At 34.7% G+C, this 15458-nt stretch carries 10 protein-coding genes; 1 reads left to right on the plus strand and 9 read right to left on the minus strand.

Translation table 11 applies throughout. The features are described from left to right. Positions 1-108: 108 nt before the first annotated feature. From K1I41_RS00480 to K1I41_RS00510, 7 genes are all read right to left on the minus strand, one after another. Positions 109-1194: a hypothetical protein gene (locus K1I41_RS00480; RefSeq protein WP_220640738.1), complete on the minus strand. Its 1086-nt coding sequence runs from the start codon at positions 1192-1194 to the stop codon at positions 109-111. A gap of 10 nt (positions 1195-1204) precedes the next feature. Next, positions 1205-1600: a lipocalin-like domain-containing protein gene (locus K1I41_RS00485; RefSeq protein WP_255566942.1), complete on the minus strand. Its 396-nt coding sequence runs from the start codon at positions 1598-1600 to the stop codon at positions 1205-1207. Positions 1601-1649: 49 nt separating this feature from the next. After that, positions 1650-2729 (minus strand): DUF418 domain-containing protein, encoded by a 1080-nt coding sequence (locus tag K1I41_RS00490; RefSeq protein WP_220640739.1) that lies wholly within the window; start codon positions 2727-2729, stop codon positions 1650-1652. A gap of 2 nt (positions 2730-2731) precedes the next feature. Then, complete coding sequence (locus K1I41_RS00495; RefSeq protein ID WP_220640740.1) at positions 2732-3130, minus strand: outer membrane beta-barrel protein; 399 nt, start codon at positions 3128-3130, stop codon at positions 2732-2734. Positions 3131-3288: 158 nt separating this feature from the next. Then, positions 3289-4407 (minus strand): helix-turn-helix domain-containing protein, encoded by a 1119-nt coding sequence (locus K1I41_RS00500; RefSeq protein WP_220640741.1) that lies wholly within the window; start codon positions 4405-4407, stop codon positions 3289-3291. Positions 4408-5238: 831 nt separating this feature from the next. Then, positions 5239-9855 carry a RemA C-terminal-like gliding motility protein gene (locus tag K1I41_RS00505; protein ID WP_220640742.1) on the minus strand — a complete coding sequence of 1539 codons (4617 nt, stop codon included), beginning with the start codon at positions 9853-9855 and terminating at the stop codon, positions 5239-5241. A gap of 407 nt (positions 9856-10262) precedes the next feature. Beyond that, complete coding sequence (locus tag K1I41_RS00510) at positions 10263-12710, minus strand: RemA C-terminal-like gliding motility protein (RefSeq protein WP_220640743.1); 2448 nt, start codon at positions 12708-12710, stop codon at positions 10263-10265. A 344-nt stretch (positions 12711-13054) separates the two neighbouring features. On the opposite strand from K1I41_RS00510, the gene K1I41_RS00515 reads away from it, so the two are divergent. Beyond that, positions 13055-13459 (plus strand): hypothetical protein, encoded by a 405-nt coding sequence (locus K1I41_RS00515; protein ID WP_220640744.1) that lies wholly within the window; start codon positions 13055-13057, stop codon positions 13457-13459. Positions 13460-13492: 33 nt separating this feature from the next. Here the strand turns inward: K1I41_RS00515 and K1I41_RS00520 are convergent, their stop codons facing one another. Further along, positions 13493-14137 (minus strand): peptidoglycan-binding protein LysM, encoded by a 645-nt coding sequence (locus K1I41_RS00520; RefSeq protein WP_220640745.1) that lies wholly within the window; start codon positions 14135-14137, stop codon positions 13493-13495. A 280-nt stretch (positions 14138-14417) separates the two neighbouring features. Further along, entirely contained in the window at positions 14418-15455 is a 1038-nt protein-coding gene (gene mltG / locus K1I41_RS00525; RefSeq protein ID WP_220640746.1) for an endolytic transglycosylase MltG, read from the minus strand. Between the last annotated feature and the right edge of the window lie 3 nt (positions 15456-15458).

Consider the following 15458-nt stretch of genomic DNA (forward strand, 5'->3'; position numbering starts at 1 on the left):
GTATTAGTTTTTAAAATGTATGTCTCTATAATTCATAAAAAGGGCATTGATTTTTTCTGACATCCTATTTTGGTCAATGAATTGATGTATTATCTGTTCAAAACAGATTTAAAAGTTAATACCCAATTCCAATTCAAATCCAAAATTTCTTTTGTACACTTTAGAAGTCTGTAGCTGTTGAGAGATACCTGCCCCAATAACGATTCCGAATTCTTTCCATGGAATAATTTTTACGCCCTGACTAGCACCAACACCAATCAGAAAGTTATGTGATTTTTTATGTTCTAAATCCCTTAGCACTTCCATACCTATGGGTATGTTCAACCCAATATCAACATATACTCTAGGTATAATTTTGATTAAGCCGCTAAATCCGCTACCAAAAGCATAGGTATCAATGGAACTGTAACCTCTTTCTCTCACTCTATCTGTTTTAGCTCTAGATTGCCCATAAGATATTTCAAACGGAATAATAAAATTACTATCACTATCTGTAAAACCAGTATAACCAACTTCCCATCCGTTGTGATGCTTGTCTGATGTTTTTTTAAATATTAACAGATTAAACCACCTGTTTAAAGGAACATTGGTTTGCAATAATGACCTACTTTTAGAAAAATGTAAAGTGCTGTTCTCATTTTTTTTAGAAATAATGCCTTTAGTGACTACATTAGGATTATTCACAAAACTTTGCATGCAATATTCTAAAGCTGCCCGAATTCTTTTTTCATGGGTTTCAACTATTTCTGTAGAATTGGACAAGGAAAAATTTTGATCTTCATTATGACTGATATTAAATAACTCTCCTTCAGTAAGTCCCTCTTCACTAAAAAAAGCCAATCTAATATAAATCCGTGCTGTTATCTCATCGATACTGGTTTGAACTTGTTTAATTTCCAACGCCTTGATTCTAATAGTAATCGGAATTCTCTCATCTGATTTATCTAGAGCTACATCCATAAATTTCTTTATTGCTACAGAAGCTCCATCTTTTAACTGAAATTTCGATTCGTTTCCGGAAATATCTTTCACAATTCCCAAATGTTGTACTGGTCTGTCGTCAAAAACGCTTTCTATGTAAAAATTTTGATGTTGAATCTCAAACGGAACGGTTTTTAATTCAATGTTTGTTTGAGAAAAAACAGCTGAATAGCTCATTAATAGTAACACTACTATAAATAGGATATTTTTCATAGACTATTGATTAAATATGAGCATTAAAATGTATTTCGACTTCCCTAAGTTCTTCAATATCGAATTTGAGTACTAATTTTTTCTTTGTAATTGAAATGATATAAGCCTTTAATTTACCTCCTTGTTCATCAATCATTTCTATATATGCTCCATTTGTGTTATAAATGAAAGTTCCATTTTCGTCTTTGCCTTCTGATTTGGAAAAAAAAGTCATATCCTTATTAAATTGAATAAAATCATTTTTTTCTTTTCTGGATGGTGGGTACTTTTTACCTTGAATCATATAAGTATCTATATGCCATGTATTTATTAAAACATTTTTTTTACTTTGCTGTGCGTGTGAGTTGAAACTCATAGTAATTATCAATAGACATGTAAAGGTTGACATCTTGATACTGTTTTTCATTATTTTGTTTTTTATTACCATTTTTATTTTATTTTTTAATAGTTTATTATTATCCTGTTATCGACCTCATAAATATCGAAACAGGGTCTTTTGTAAATTTTCTTCGCCAAAAAACTGAGAATACAACCAAAGCAAAGCAGAAAGAGAGTGCATATAAAAAGGTTGCCAGAGTGCTTAAATTGTTTTCCCCAAAAATTAGATATGCACTTAAAATACCCACAACTACATGTAGAATATAATGGGTAAATGCCAGCTGACCTGTCTTTGCCAGAAAACCTAATGGATTTTTTCTATCTACTTTTTCTGTCATCTGGATACAAACGATAATGATTATAAAAGACCAGCTTATTCCCGAAATCATAAATAGCGGCATTGGCGGCATAGGTTTGGTTCCGTAAATCGCTACGGCATCTTCAACCTGTATATCGGTTAAAAGTACCACGACCTCAATAAACTTGTAAGAACCCACCTGAACCAGAACGAATATGGTTAGGGATAACCGTAGGATAAAGTTTCTCTTATTCTTGTTAGCCATATTTTGCTTGCCGAGCCATATACCAGCCAACACGAAAGCTACCCAAGGTATTACTGGATGAAAACCGTTGATAAATAAACTGCGAAAAAAACCGGTAAAAGTCCAAAAATCGGTATACTCATTGATTTTCCAATTCCAGCCCTTTTCATAGTCCACAAAATCCAGAATAAACGGATAAACCGTAATCAAAAGAACTATAATCATCCATAGATTAACAGAACGTGATGTCATCAACAAAGCACCGATAGAAATATAAAATCCATAATAATGTAGAATATCTGCAGGCCATATAGATATATAAAGCAACCCGAATACAAAAAGGAAAAGAGCCCGTTTTAGTAATACATTTCTTTTTTCTCTTAATTTTATTTCGTCGTTCTTTACATTGGCCTTAATCATTAGTGAGATACCAACACCAGCCAATACTATAAAAAGAGTAGCTCCTTTACCTTGTAATAGATTTAAAATACCAGTTAGTACACCTTCATCATCTACTCTAGTCAATACTAAATTAAAGTTGACAAAGACCATTATAAATACAGCTAGTGCACGAGCAACATCATATCCTATTATTCTTTGTCTTTTTTCTAGCATCTTCAAAATAATTTATTATATGTGGCCAAAAAGCCGCCGTAGGGTTCTAGTTCGATGCTAAAACTTTTAACTGGATAAAATTTAGCAAGTCCTGGCAGCACGTTTATGTAGTTTAACTTTACGGTTTCAAAACTCCCTTTTCCCTTAGCTCCCTGCATAGAAAATAGAGCCTCTGAACGAACCGAGAATTTTTCAGAGATTCTATATTCTGTGAAAACGCCACCAGCTAATCCTATTTTGGCCTTAGCATTGGCATTTTTTAAATTAGTAAGATTGCCACCAGCTTTTATACCTAATTTAAAATTGCCATTGGATTGTGCATTACTTGCAAAAGTTCCTACCAATAATAGAGCTGTAATAAAAATTGTTTTTAAAGCTACCTTTATCATAATTGTTTTCATTTTAAATTGTTTATACTGTTTTTTTTGATTGGGACAAATATATTTTGGAGCATTCTTCTGGTTGCTTTTCCCTATAATGCTGGACACAAAAAAAGTGTCTTCTTTTATCGGGAAGACACTTTTGGTATTTTTAATTTTTATATAATCAACGTGTTACATTAATTTTCGGAATTGTGAAGTTTTTTAAATTCTGTAGGCGTCATATTTGTATTTTTTCTAAAAGCCGAATAGAAGGCGGCCTTACTATTAAATCCTACATCTAAATAAATAGTAAAAATTGTATCAGGTTTAGGTTCTATGAGTCTCTTTTTGGCTTCCTCAACTCTGAATGTATTGATAAAATCAGGAAAACTCATTTGTGCATTTTGGTTGATAGCCTGTGATATATGATGAACGGAATTATCCATTTTTTCGGCAACCGTATTCAATTTTAAATCGAACTCTAGATACAGTTTTTCTTCTTTAACAATTGCTTTAATATGCTCAAAAAGTTCTGATGAGTCTGATAAGGATGATTTTGCATACTTTTGAATAGTTGTGTTGGATAAATCTTCAAAATTGCCAGTGTAGGCAAATACGGGAAAGCGCATAATGGAAAATGCAAATATGAAGAAAAACATAGCATATATTAATGTTTCAAATTTTAAATAATAATTAAAATTCCCTATATCAAAACTTCCAAGAATGGTAGTTGCAAACACTACAATTTGCAATAACACAATCGCAATGATAATAATCTTAATCCATTTATAATGGATTTTTTGACTCTCGTTCAACTCAATTATCAATGGGGTCTGTTTTAATTTCTTGTATGCAAAAATCATCAGAAAAATATTAATTAAGCTTACAATTATAAATTCAGCCAATATTAATATTCCGTAATTTGATGTTTCCAGAGAAGCCACAAACTCCTTTAAGTTCTGAAAATGGTCAAAAGGAAGAAAAACTACCATTCTAAGAATGGTATAGCCTATAACTATAGGTATCCATTTTCTTAAATTTATTTCAGAATTGGTATAAAGAACTATAAAATAGTAGAATAATACACCCGTAAAATGATATAAAAAGTAAGTTATACCTGAAAATGTGGGACTTATTTGATTACTGATTGAAAGATAGTAGTCTAATGAGGTAATCACATATATTAATAACAAGGAAGATAAAACGTAGCGTATCTTTTTATTCTTCCCTAACCCAGATTTATTAAACAGTATAAAACCAACCAAGAGTAGTCCAAAAACAGAACTTAAAATAGGAAAAACATTTAAAACATCCATTTTGCAAATTTAAAAATTTGAATTAGCAATACGATTTAAATCTTTGACTTTAAGTTAACAAATAGAAAACTGGACAACTATTAGCCTTACACCTCTAAGCTAATTTTTAATTATTACATAATATGCTATTTTCTATAAATGTTATTTATTAACAGTATCATAAATTACTAATGATTCTTCTAAATAATTTCCAAGTATTTTTTTCAACTTTTTAGTTGAAATTTTATTTCCAATAAATATATATAATTCTTCTTTTGTGTAATCTTTATAGACATTAATAAATTTTATCAGATCACTTTTAAAAATATTATTAGTCTTCCAAAGTTTTAATAAATCAACAAATTCCCCTTGCTTCAATCTGAAAAAAACATCGGCTCTGCGTTTGGATACTTCCCTTTCGCCCTAGTGATTGGCTTTCCCAACTCAACCCAGTACTTTTACTGATGCTCTTGGTCGGTGTTTTGATAATTTCAAAGTACTGCTAATGGGGTTGTTTTCATATTTAACAAAGTTTATCTCTTTACCGTCAGAAAGTAAAGCAATTTACTTTGAGTTAATTTAAGTATCGTCAATAAATCGGATAACAGCTGTTTCTTAAAAACTGTAACTTATTGCTATACAAAACATTGCATAACAAGTTTCAAACTCTGCCACCCCGACTATAAACGGCTTAATTAGGCGATATTAATTAAGCTGTTTTTTTATTGCCTTAAACTTGTAATTATTTACAGTAACCAGATTACACTATATTTAACAAAAAAACAAAACCCCTTATCGTTATGATAAGGGGTTTTTATTGTGCATATAATTATTTACTTTCTCTACTAGTAACTAGTAAACTACTTTTTTGGTAACTGTACCTCTGCTTGTAGCTATATTTACAATTAACACTTGTTGTGCTGATTGTAGGTTACTAATTGTGGTTGCTGTAGCATTAACGTTATTATTGCTATATAGTGTTCTACCGCGCATATCGTAAATGGTTACCGCTGTAATATCTAATGTACCTGCATTAATGTTAATACCATTTTCTGCTTGATAAACTACTACTTGGTTAGGATTAAGTTCTGGTGTATCATTACCAAGAAAGGCTTGGTCGTATACTACAGTAAACCTGTCATTAATCGTTCCTGATGCTGTAGTAAATGAATAATCTACATCATTCAAATCAATTAATTGTGCTGTTACGTGGTCAATAAGGTAAATGTCTTGTCCTGCTGTAAACAGTCCGTCTACATGGTCTAAACTTATGGTATATGTTCCAGCTTCTTCAACATAAAATCCTAATGGTACTTCGTCTGTAGTGGTAAAACTTGGTCGGGCTTGTATAGCTAAGCTCGTATTCGCAGCTGTACTGTATAGCGCTACAGGATCGTTTCCTACTAGAGCCTTTCCATCCCAACCATAATCAATACCCAGTGTCATGTTACTATTATATACAATAGCTGTTTGACTAAATTTACCTTCTGCGGTAAGGTTTAACCAAATGCGTGAGCTTTGTTGTTCGGGTTGTTGCATTCTGAAGAATTGACCATTGTTAACTCCTCTTCGCATTGTGTTGTTAAACTCTAACGATCCTCCTGTGGCTTCTACAAAGAAACCTTGCCCAGGGTTAATTACCCAAGTGCCAGAGTCGCCTGTAAAAGTACCTGAACCTGTATCGCCACCTGCTGCGGAGTTAGCAGTATAAGCTGCGTTTGTTATAGTAGCGTATGTTGTGCTTCCAGGGTTATTTCGTTTTCTCCAAAAATACAATGCCGAACCTGCTCCTATTGTTCCTGTGTTGGCTACATAAAAATCAGAAATATTTATAGGTGATGGATACGGGTTACCTACTAAATTGTATCCGTTTAATGCGGTTTCCATAGCTACTGTTATAGTACCATTGTTTGGTACTCCTTCAAACGTTCCTGTCCAAGTTTGACCTGGTGTACCTTCATCCACAAAGTCAACATGGTTGTTTGGCATACGAATAAGATAGCCATTTCCTGGCTGGAAATTATTTGAACCTGGTGCTATAGCAGTATAAAGGTCTGTGCCCTCATCGTAATTGTAAAAACGATTGGTTAGTGTTTGTGGTGAAAAGGCTAATAAGTTTTGCCCTGCTACTGGTGATGACCATAAAGAGTAATCCAATCGGTATAATGGCGAACTATCTTTCTCTACCTGTATATCTCCTGTGTTAGATGCATTGTTTACTTGTATAAGGTTAGCATTATTCTCTATAATAAATGACGATGCAGCCTCGTTATTTACAACTCCGTTGGTAACGGTAAGGTTATTACCTGATGCTATTACAATGCTACCACCTGTATTTATTATTATTGAAGATGCTGTAAACTCGCCGTCATCGGCTGTATTGTATTCTCCTTCTATAATAGCTGCATCTATGTTTGTTGGAGCGCTACCACCTGTCCAAGCAGTACCATTCCAAACATTTTCTACACCTGTAGTAACTGTTATATCATTAGAGTTAGCCGTAGTTTCGGTATCAGAAACAGCTCTTACTCTGTAATAATAATTGGTACCAGCAGTTAATCCTGTTACTTCGTAACTGGTAACGTTTCCAACGTTTAAATCTTCGTAACCTGTTACATAAGATGGTGTGAAACCGCCTGCAGCAGTATGACTTCCTAAATCATCAATATTATTTATACTATAAGTATCCCACTCACTACTTGTATATGATGATGAAGGAGCAGTTATAGTAGACTTTCTTCGCAATGTAACGTTAGTGGTACCTGAACCAGTTGGGGCATTCCCAACTTGGTCTATCAACACGAAATTCTTATATAAATTCACATTTTCATCACCCGTAAAAGACATAGCAGTACTTTCGCCAAACGAAATTGTTAAGTCTGCTAAAGCTAGTGTTGATGAATCAGCACCACTATTCGCAATTACGTAAGTAGCACCATCGGCAAGCGTACCTGAAAGACTGTACTGAGTTTCATTATTTCGCGCAATAGAATAGTTCGATAAATCGATGCTACTGCCCGTACCATTGTAAAGTTCAATTGCTCTGTTATTACCCGTTAGCGGATCTCCACCTTCTACATATTCTGATATAATTAACTCTGATAAACCTGTACCTGTGCCAAAGTTAGCTTCTGTACTTACATCAAGCCTGTAGCTTGTTGCATCATCTACACTATTCCAATTCGCTGTAAAACCTGTTGTTGAAATATCTGTAGCAGCAGTAGCAACGGGTGTAGCTAATGGTGGTGCAGTTTCTGTTATTGAAACGTTATCTATACTCCAGCTATCACCATTATTTTGTATCATTACAAAAGCAATGTATACTGTTTGCCCTTCGTAAGCAGTTAAATCAATAGTCCTTTCGGCATAAGTCCCTGTTTCAAGACTAGGTAAATCAGACTCGCCATAGGTTATAATATCTGTGTACGATGCAGGATCGGTTGGATTGTTTGTTGCTATTCTTACATAATATTCTGTTCCGTAGCTTGCATCAAAGTCCTGAGCTTCTTGAAACTTTAGTTCAATAGTACCATCGGTATTTGGTAATGCAACTGGCGGTGTTACTAGCCAATCCTCTGCATTTCCACCAGAAACATCTTCAAAAGCAACATAGGCTGTACCCGCTGATCCATCATAAGTGTCTGATGTTATTCTCTGCCAATTGTCAATTGTACCCAAACCATTTGTACCAATAAAGGTTGTCCAGCATGTTGGTGGGAATGTTACCGCCTCAAAATCTTCTGTAAATGGTAATGTAAAATCTCCGCAAAGGGTTGTAAAGGTTTCCTCATTACCATATGTTGTGCCTGCGCTACTAGTAGCGTAAGCTCTTATGTAATATTCTGTATTTGATGTAAGCCCTGTAGCTGATACTGTGTACGAACCTGAACCACCTGATGCTGCTGCGTAATCTGTAACACCTAAACCACCAATTGTTGGCGATGTTGATGTACCAATTACTACACCACGTGTTGTTACAGTTGCACACCCTTCTGCTGTTACATTTCCGCCTAAAGTAGCCGTAGTTGTAGTAATAGCTGTAGCTGCACTTGTAGTTACCGTTGGTGCATCGTTAACACCAGTACCTGATGCTGCTACTGTAACAGGTGAAGCTAAGCCACCTCCTGTTATTGAAATATTGCCATTGTACGATTGTACTGCAACAGGTGTAAAACGCACATATATATCTTCAAGAATTTCTCCTCCTACAGGGGTTAATGTTAGTGTTGTTGTATATGTACCACTTGCAGTAGTAGAATACGTATAACCTGAAAGTGCTCCTATTATAACATCGTCTGATGTAAGGTTTTCGCCTAATATTGTAAAAGAATTCTCTGAAGTTGTTGTATTAATACATACGTTACCGAAGGCTGTAAGTGCATCGGCTTGAATACTTGGTGACGTATCTTCGAGTGTAGTTACCTCAACACCGTTGGCATCGTAATCTGTTTCTACATTGCTACCGTTTCTTGCTTTTACATAAAAATTGTATGTAGTGTTATCGGTAAGTCCATTTATCGTAATAGCACTCCATTCAGCAGCCGTATTCCAAGCTTCAGATGCATTAGCACCCAACGTACCGTCTGCCTGCACAGAAGTATCACTAATTAAATCGTATATAGCGTATTCTGTAGTAGTAGGGTTACCGTCTCCTGCGCCAATAGCTAAATCTAAAGTCGTAGTAGTTATGTTACTCACTGTAGGAGCATTAGGCACATTAGCTAATGTATAAAAACTAACATCGTTACCTACCTCTGTACCACCTACTGCTCTGTAGTGATATTCTGTATTTACATCAAGAATTACAATAGCAGAAAAACTACCATCACTTAACGTAGCAGGGTCTCCAGCCTCTGTACTACCGTATGATGTTGTTGTTCCGTACTCGAATGATACCGAAGTATTATCACCCCCTGTAATGCTACCGTTAAGTATAGCAGCTTCTGCTTCTACGTCACTAACAGCTCCTGTAGTTACTGTTGGACCTGCAGGAGCACCTGCCGTCCAAGAAATGTTATCAATTGTTGTACGCTTAACCGAGTTTTGAATTTCAATAGTAACATCTCCAGTAACATTAATTTCTTGAGAAAAATTACTAACGCTCTCACTCGAAACTGTTACGTCACCCCCATATTGTACACCGTTCACATAAACTCTCAAAGTAGAGTTTCCTGAAAATGACCTTTTATAATCAAAACTCAAAGTACCAATACCTCCTGATATAGTAGTTGTATTTGTTAATGTACTAGTACGTAGTGTTATTGCTGTACCCGTAATAGTTTGGTCTGTTCTAGCATCGTTAGCCGTCCAACCTATAGCACCATCACCAGTCCAGTTTCTGGTGCTATAAGCACTTGAATTGGAACCCAAATTTGAGAAAGACTCCGATCCTTGCGCCCATGAACTTATTCCTACAACTAGGAAAACCACAGTAAACAAAATTTTCTTTAAATGTAAATGTTTTAGCATAAGTAAAAATTTAATATATAAATATTTGTACGGTATAAACCATTTTACAAATATATTTGTTTTTACGCAACAAACAAGTCTAGAAACTTTACCTATTTATGACTTGAAAGTTATATAATTGTTATGAAAGTATTCTGTTTATGAATGAGTTATTGATTTTTGATACAGTTTTTTGAGGTTTTTCTGACTAAGCTAGCTAATGAGCGAAAATAAAAAAACCTTTCTGCAAAAAAGCAGATAAGTAAGCCATTAAACCACGCCTTACTTTAATTTGGATGGTTTTATTTAAAATAGTGCTATTATATTGCGTGTTTACAAAACATGTAGTTTTCTAGATTATGACAGTACGTAAAAAAACCTGCGCTTATACACAGGCTTCTTCAAGAGGAGCATATAGATAATCTGAGTTACATGATTAGTTTTTTAACTACCATACCACTATCAGTTGTTATGTGCACTATTACCATTTGTTGTTGTATTGGCAACTTATTTATTTGAGCGGTACTTTGGTTACCACCCAACTGGGTATAGATTAACCTCCCTCGAGCATCGTAAATAGTAATATCTTGAATAGTATCTGAATTACTATTAACCGTAATAACACCATCTTTCTCGTAAACAATAACGCTATTATTTGTAAGGTTAACATCGGTAGTAAGTACTGAATTGGTATATACTATCTCAAACCTATCTGTAACTACTCCTGCTTGGGTACTAAAGGTGTAGTTGTCGTTTTTAATATCTATTGTTTGCCCTGTAACATTGTCTTTAAGGTAAATATCCTGCCCTCCTAAAAACAAACCGTCAAAATGATCTAGACTTATTGTGTAGCTCCCCGCATCGGTTATTTTATATGCTAGTGGTACTACATCGGTAACATCAAATTGAGGGCGTGCTTCTATACCAAGTGGTATATCATTTACAATTGTATATAATGCTATTGGTCCGTCGTTAATAAAGGCTTTACCGTCCCAACCATAATCTAAACCTAGCGTTGTCTGATTGGTATACGCTATAGCAAGTTGCTTAAACTCATTGTTACTACCTGTAATATTTAACCAAATACGAGACATAATGCTTTCTTGTTGCTGCTGCATTCTAAAAAACTGACCGTTATTAACAGGTACACGCATACCGTTATTAAATGTAACACTGCTGCCTGTAGCCTCTACAAAAAAGCCTTGTCCTGGGTTAATTACCCAAGTTGAAGAATCTCCCATGAAAGTTCCTGAACCTGTGTCGCCACCCGATGCACTGTTCATAGTATAAGCTGATTTTGTTATTAAGGCGTAGGTAGTGGTACCTGGGTCGTTACGCTTTCTCCAGAAATAGAGTGCCGATGTTTCACTGATACTTCCAGTATTAGCATCAAAAAAATTATGGATATTAATTGGCGACGGATATGGATTACCAACTAAGTTATAGCCATTAAAAGAAGTTGTTGTTGCAACAGTTATTGTACCATTGTTAGGTATTCCTGTAAAAGTTCCTGTCCAAGCTGTGCCTGGTGTACTATCGTCTACATAATCTGGATGATTGTTAGGCATACGTATTAAATAACCTCTACCTACTTCAAAATCGTTACCTGATGGTGTTATTGATGCATATAAATCGGTAGATTCGTCGTAACTATAAAAACGGTTTGATAGCGTTAATGGAGAAAAATCTTGTAAATTTTGATTTGCTACAGGCGATGCCCATAAACTATAATCAAGCCTGTATAATGGCGAGGAATCCTTTTCCACTATAATATCTCCTGTATTCGCTACATCATTTATTTGTATTAGATTCGCATTATTTTCAACAATAAAAGTAGCATCAGCGGCAACAGATACTGAATTGGTTACCGTAAGGTTAGCACCACTATTTACGGTTATGTTTCCTCCCGATAGTAATGTTATACTGGCTACAGTAACATTGTTACCCGAAGCTATAACAGGACTATTTGTTTGAGAGGCTATAGTTATATCATCTGTTGTTGCAGGAATCCCACCACACCAGTTCGAGGCATTATTCCAATCAGTATCAACACTACCCGTCCAAGAATTCGGATTTACAGTAACGGTGTGTATTGCAGAATAATCTTCGGTGCAATCTTCATTTTTTACAAGTGCCCTGTAGTAGGTTGTAACAGGTACATTAGCCAATGCGAGTGTAGTAGTAGTATTTTCAATTTCGGTTACCGAAGCACTAAAATCAGAAACTGTAGAAGACTCCCAACGCACTACATTACCAGTATTCCCAGAGAGCGTTAGCGTTCCTGAGTTTGACGTACTGCAAAATGATGCATTGCCAGATAATGTACCTCCAACACTGGCAGCGGTTACCGTAAATGTTGCCTTGTAATTGTTACCACCGTTACTTGCAAATGCTGTACCTCCCTGACAGGTAATTGTAGCGTCTGAATATGCCTCGATAGTGTAATTACCTGCCTCTAATCCTAGTAATAAATCGGTGTCGAAATCGAGTTTCTCCCAACGCTGATCCTGACCTCCGCAACCATTATTATAACCACTAAAATAATTTAGGGTATTAGAAACGAAAGTACCAGAGGGGCTCCCTGTAGGATATATTCTGTAATAAATCCGCGTGCTTGTTAAGTCGCATCCATTGCATTTATAAATATTATGTTCCCCTCCCTTGAAAATCAAATTGTCACTATTTTGACAAAAATTCCCTAGGAATTGACCATCAAAATCGTAATTATCTGTAGCAGCATTAAGGTCGTAATACAAATTTAAACTACCATTAATACTAAAAATAATAAACGTGTTATTAAAGCCCGCACTTTGTGCATGCGCTTTTCCTAACAATAGGTACATTAACGTAATAAACAAAAGTAAAAGTCTTTTCATAATTTAACTAATTAGCCGTATTTTAATTAAAATTAAACTTTTTCCTTATTCCGTTAATCATAAAAAAACATATTACACGAACTACAACGTTTTCGTGTTGATAAATAATTTTTATCTTGTATGTTCAATCGTAAAAAAAGCAATTTTTAAGTATTTTTTTTATATTATTACTAAATCATGTAATTATTAAGAATTTTAATATTATGTTAAAAAAATGTATTTTATCGGGAAAATTATACACTTAAAAGAAAGTCCAATAAAGATATTATGCATATAAAAATATTTTCTACTATATTTACAAGGCAAAACACACTGAACACAAAAACCAACACACAACTGAACCCATGAACCTTATACCGGAACTTACAATAGCCGCTTTATTATTGGTTGGTCTTATTGTTTACTTCTTTACCGCGCCAAGGTATAGGAAAAAGAAGTTACGACTGCTTTCCAAGTACCGTCGTGCAAGAAGTAAATCGTTATCTTATCAAGATAAACTTAAAACGTATATCTTGAAGCACGATGCACAGAATGAAATGATTACACCCGAAATGACTTATGGGCAATTACTAAAAGAGTTGCAGAAACATCATTCTGCTTACTTATCTGAAAAGCGTTACAAACGTTTACGACGCAACCCTATATTAATGGGTATAGCAAAGAATGAGAAAGTAATAGAAGAACAAGAGAAACGTTTAAAGCAAACGGAAGAAAAAATAGTAGTACTCAAACAAAAAAGCGCTGTTTAAAACAGCGCTTTTTTTAATACATAACTTTTATGTTTATAATGTTGCTTTCGCAGAACGGTTAGCAACGATATTAGAAGTATCATAACCTCCAAATTTTTTAATGTAACTTTTTAAAGATGTTCCAAAACCATCTCTAAAATTTCTTGCGCCATTAGTCCGTAAAAATTTCTTTACAGAACCTGCTCCTGAAAGGTGAGCGGCAGCAAGTAATCCTGACTCGGTGATTTTTACACCATCAATAACTTTACCCTCATATTTAGGAATCTCTTTACGTAGTTCCCATTTGTTTTTAGCTAAAAGTGCTTTAAAAGCTCTTTCCTGAAGCTTTGGGTTATTTAAAAACTCCTGAGCGTCTGTTATACCTACGGCTCTTAATGTTACTTTCCCAAACTGGTACTTGCCCATGTAACCGTATGTATTAACTAAATTGTAAATTCCTAACGACTCTTTAACAGCTATCGCTTGCTTAAAACCGGTATACGACTTACCGGTAAAAGGAACAGCTACTTTTTGAGTTGCCGTTACCGTGTCAACAGTGTAATTAAGTACTTCATCCTCTGTTAAATGAAATCCTTCTATTTTACTAAATTGCTTTTCTTCATTAGGTTTAAAACCCGAAGTTAGTAGTGAAATAATTAGGGCTAAACCCAAAAAATACATCCATTGTTTTTTTATCATAAAGTTTTATTTCTCATAGTCTGTCACCCTCATGAAATTAACGGGCGCAAAGATACGCAAAACTTTTTACTTGATACACAGTGAGTTAACTTTATTTTTTAGATTTTAACACTAAACATAGTACAAAGTAAGGTGTACAATATTAGGCTTACATAGTGTAAACATTAGGGTTAGCAGCATTTGGATTAGTATACTATTTGGTATCGATTTTTAACATAAATAGATACCATGCTAAAGCATTTTTTTAACAATTTTAAAGTTAAGTTGTAAGATAATTCTTCTATTTTACGCCGTTTTTATTCGCCCATGCTCTGTACTTTCGTGCATTAACAGCATGTTGTGCACTTGTAACAGCAAATTCATGATAACCAAAGTTAGTTACACTAGCACAAAAAAAGATATAATTGTGCTGTTCGGGGTTAAGTACGGCTTCTATTGCCGATATGTCAGGCATGGCTATAAGTCCAGGTGGTACACCTTTATTTTTATAGGTATTGTAAGGCGAGTCTATAAGTAGGTCGGCATTATAAACCCGATTTATTACCAAATCAAAATCGTTTAGTAATTTCTTTTTAGCATAAATAACCGTTGGGTCAGCATCCAACTTCATCCCTCTTTTAAGTCTATTAAGGTAAACTCCCGCTACTCTTGGTCGTTCATCTACCTTTACTGTTTCTTTATGTACTATAGCAGCTAATGATGATACTTCTAGCGGTGTAAGGTTTAATGCTTCTGCTTTAGCTACACGTTCTTCATTCCAAAACTTTCTGTACTCTTTAGCCAGTTTTTCGCGTACTTTCCGTGCAGATGTATCCCAAAAAAATTCGTAGGTGTTTGGTATAAAAACACTCAGCACATTATCTCTGGTAAAATTATTTTCTTCTAAAAAAACAGAGTCAGTAAACGCCTCAAGTAATGCTATACTATCGGTTTCAATTTGCGTAGCAATACGTCCTACAGCACGCTCTAAGGTTTCTTGGTTATTAAACGTTACATTTACAGGTACAGGTACACGTAGTGCATTAACAATATCGTTACTATTAATACCTCGTTTTAGTATGAACTTGCCTGATCTTATATTTTGCGGATATGACTTTTTTTGCGCCACCATGTTAAAACGCTCCATATCTTGTACGTAAGGGCGTACGCTATCTGCTACCTGAGTAAACAATGCATTAGAGGGTATGTACACAGCAACTTTATCTTCTGAAAAAGAAGTATTTTCAGAAAATATATCTTTATAAATTTGATACCCATATATGGTTCCTGCCGTTACAACAATTAGCGAAAAAATGGCTACAATTCGTCTGAATTTCAAAAT

Origin of the sequence: Flavobacterium litorale, from assembly GCF_019613795.1 — a bacterium.
GTDB classification, from domain to species: Bacteria; Bacteroidota; Bacteroidia; order Flavobacteriales; family Flavobacteriaceae; genus Flavobacterium; species Flavobacterium litorale.

Coding starts and splice junctions, on each gene's coding strand:
- K1I41_RS00505 (WP_220640742.1), bottom strand. CDS start 9,855: ATGCTAAAACATTTACATTTAAAGAAAATTTTGTTTACTGTGGTTTTC.
- K1I41_RS00490 (WP_220640739.1), bottom strand. CDS start 2,729: ATGCTAGAAAAAAGACAAAGAATAATAGGATATGATGTTGCTCGTGCA.
- K1I41_RS00515 (WP_220640744.1), top strand. CDS start 13,055: ATGAACCTTATACCGGAACTTACAATAGCCGCTTTATTATTGGTTGGT.
- K1I41_RS00510 (WP_220640743.1), bottom strand. CDS start 12,710: ATGAAAAGACTTTTACTTTTGTTTATTACGTTAATGTACCTATTGTTA.
- K1I41_RS00480 (WP_220640738.1), bottom strand. CDS start 1,194: ATGAAAAATATCCTATTTATAGTAGTGTTACTATTAATGAGCTATTCA.
- K1I41_RS00495 (WP_220640740.1), bottom strand. CDS start 3,130: ATGAAAACAATTATGATAAAGGTAGCTTTAAAAACAATTTTTATTACA.
- K1I41_RS00520 (WP_220640745.1), bottom strand. CDS start 14,137: ATGATAAAAAAACAATGGATGTATTTTTTGGGTTTAGCCCTAATTATT.
- K1I41_RS00485 (WP_255566942.1), bottom strand. CDS start 1,600: ATGAAAAACAGTATCAAGATGTCAACCTTTACATGTCTATTGATAATT.
- K1I41_RS00500 (WP_220640741.1), bottom strand. CDS start 4,407: ATGGATGTTTTAAATGTTTTTCCTATTTTAAGTTCTGTTTTTGGACTA.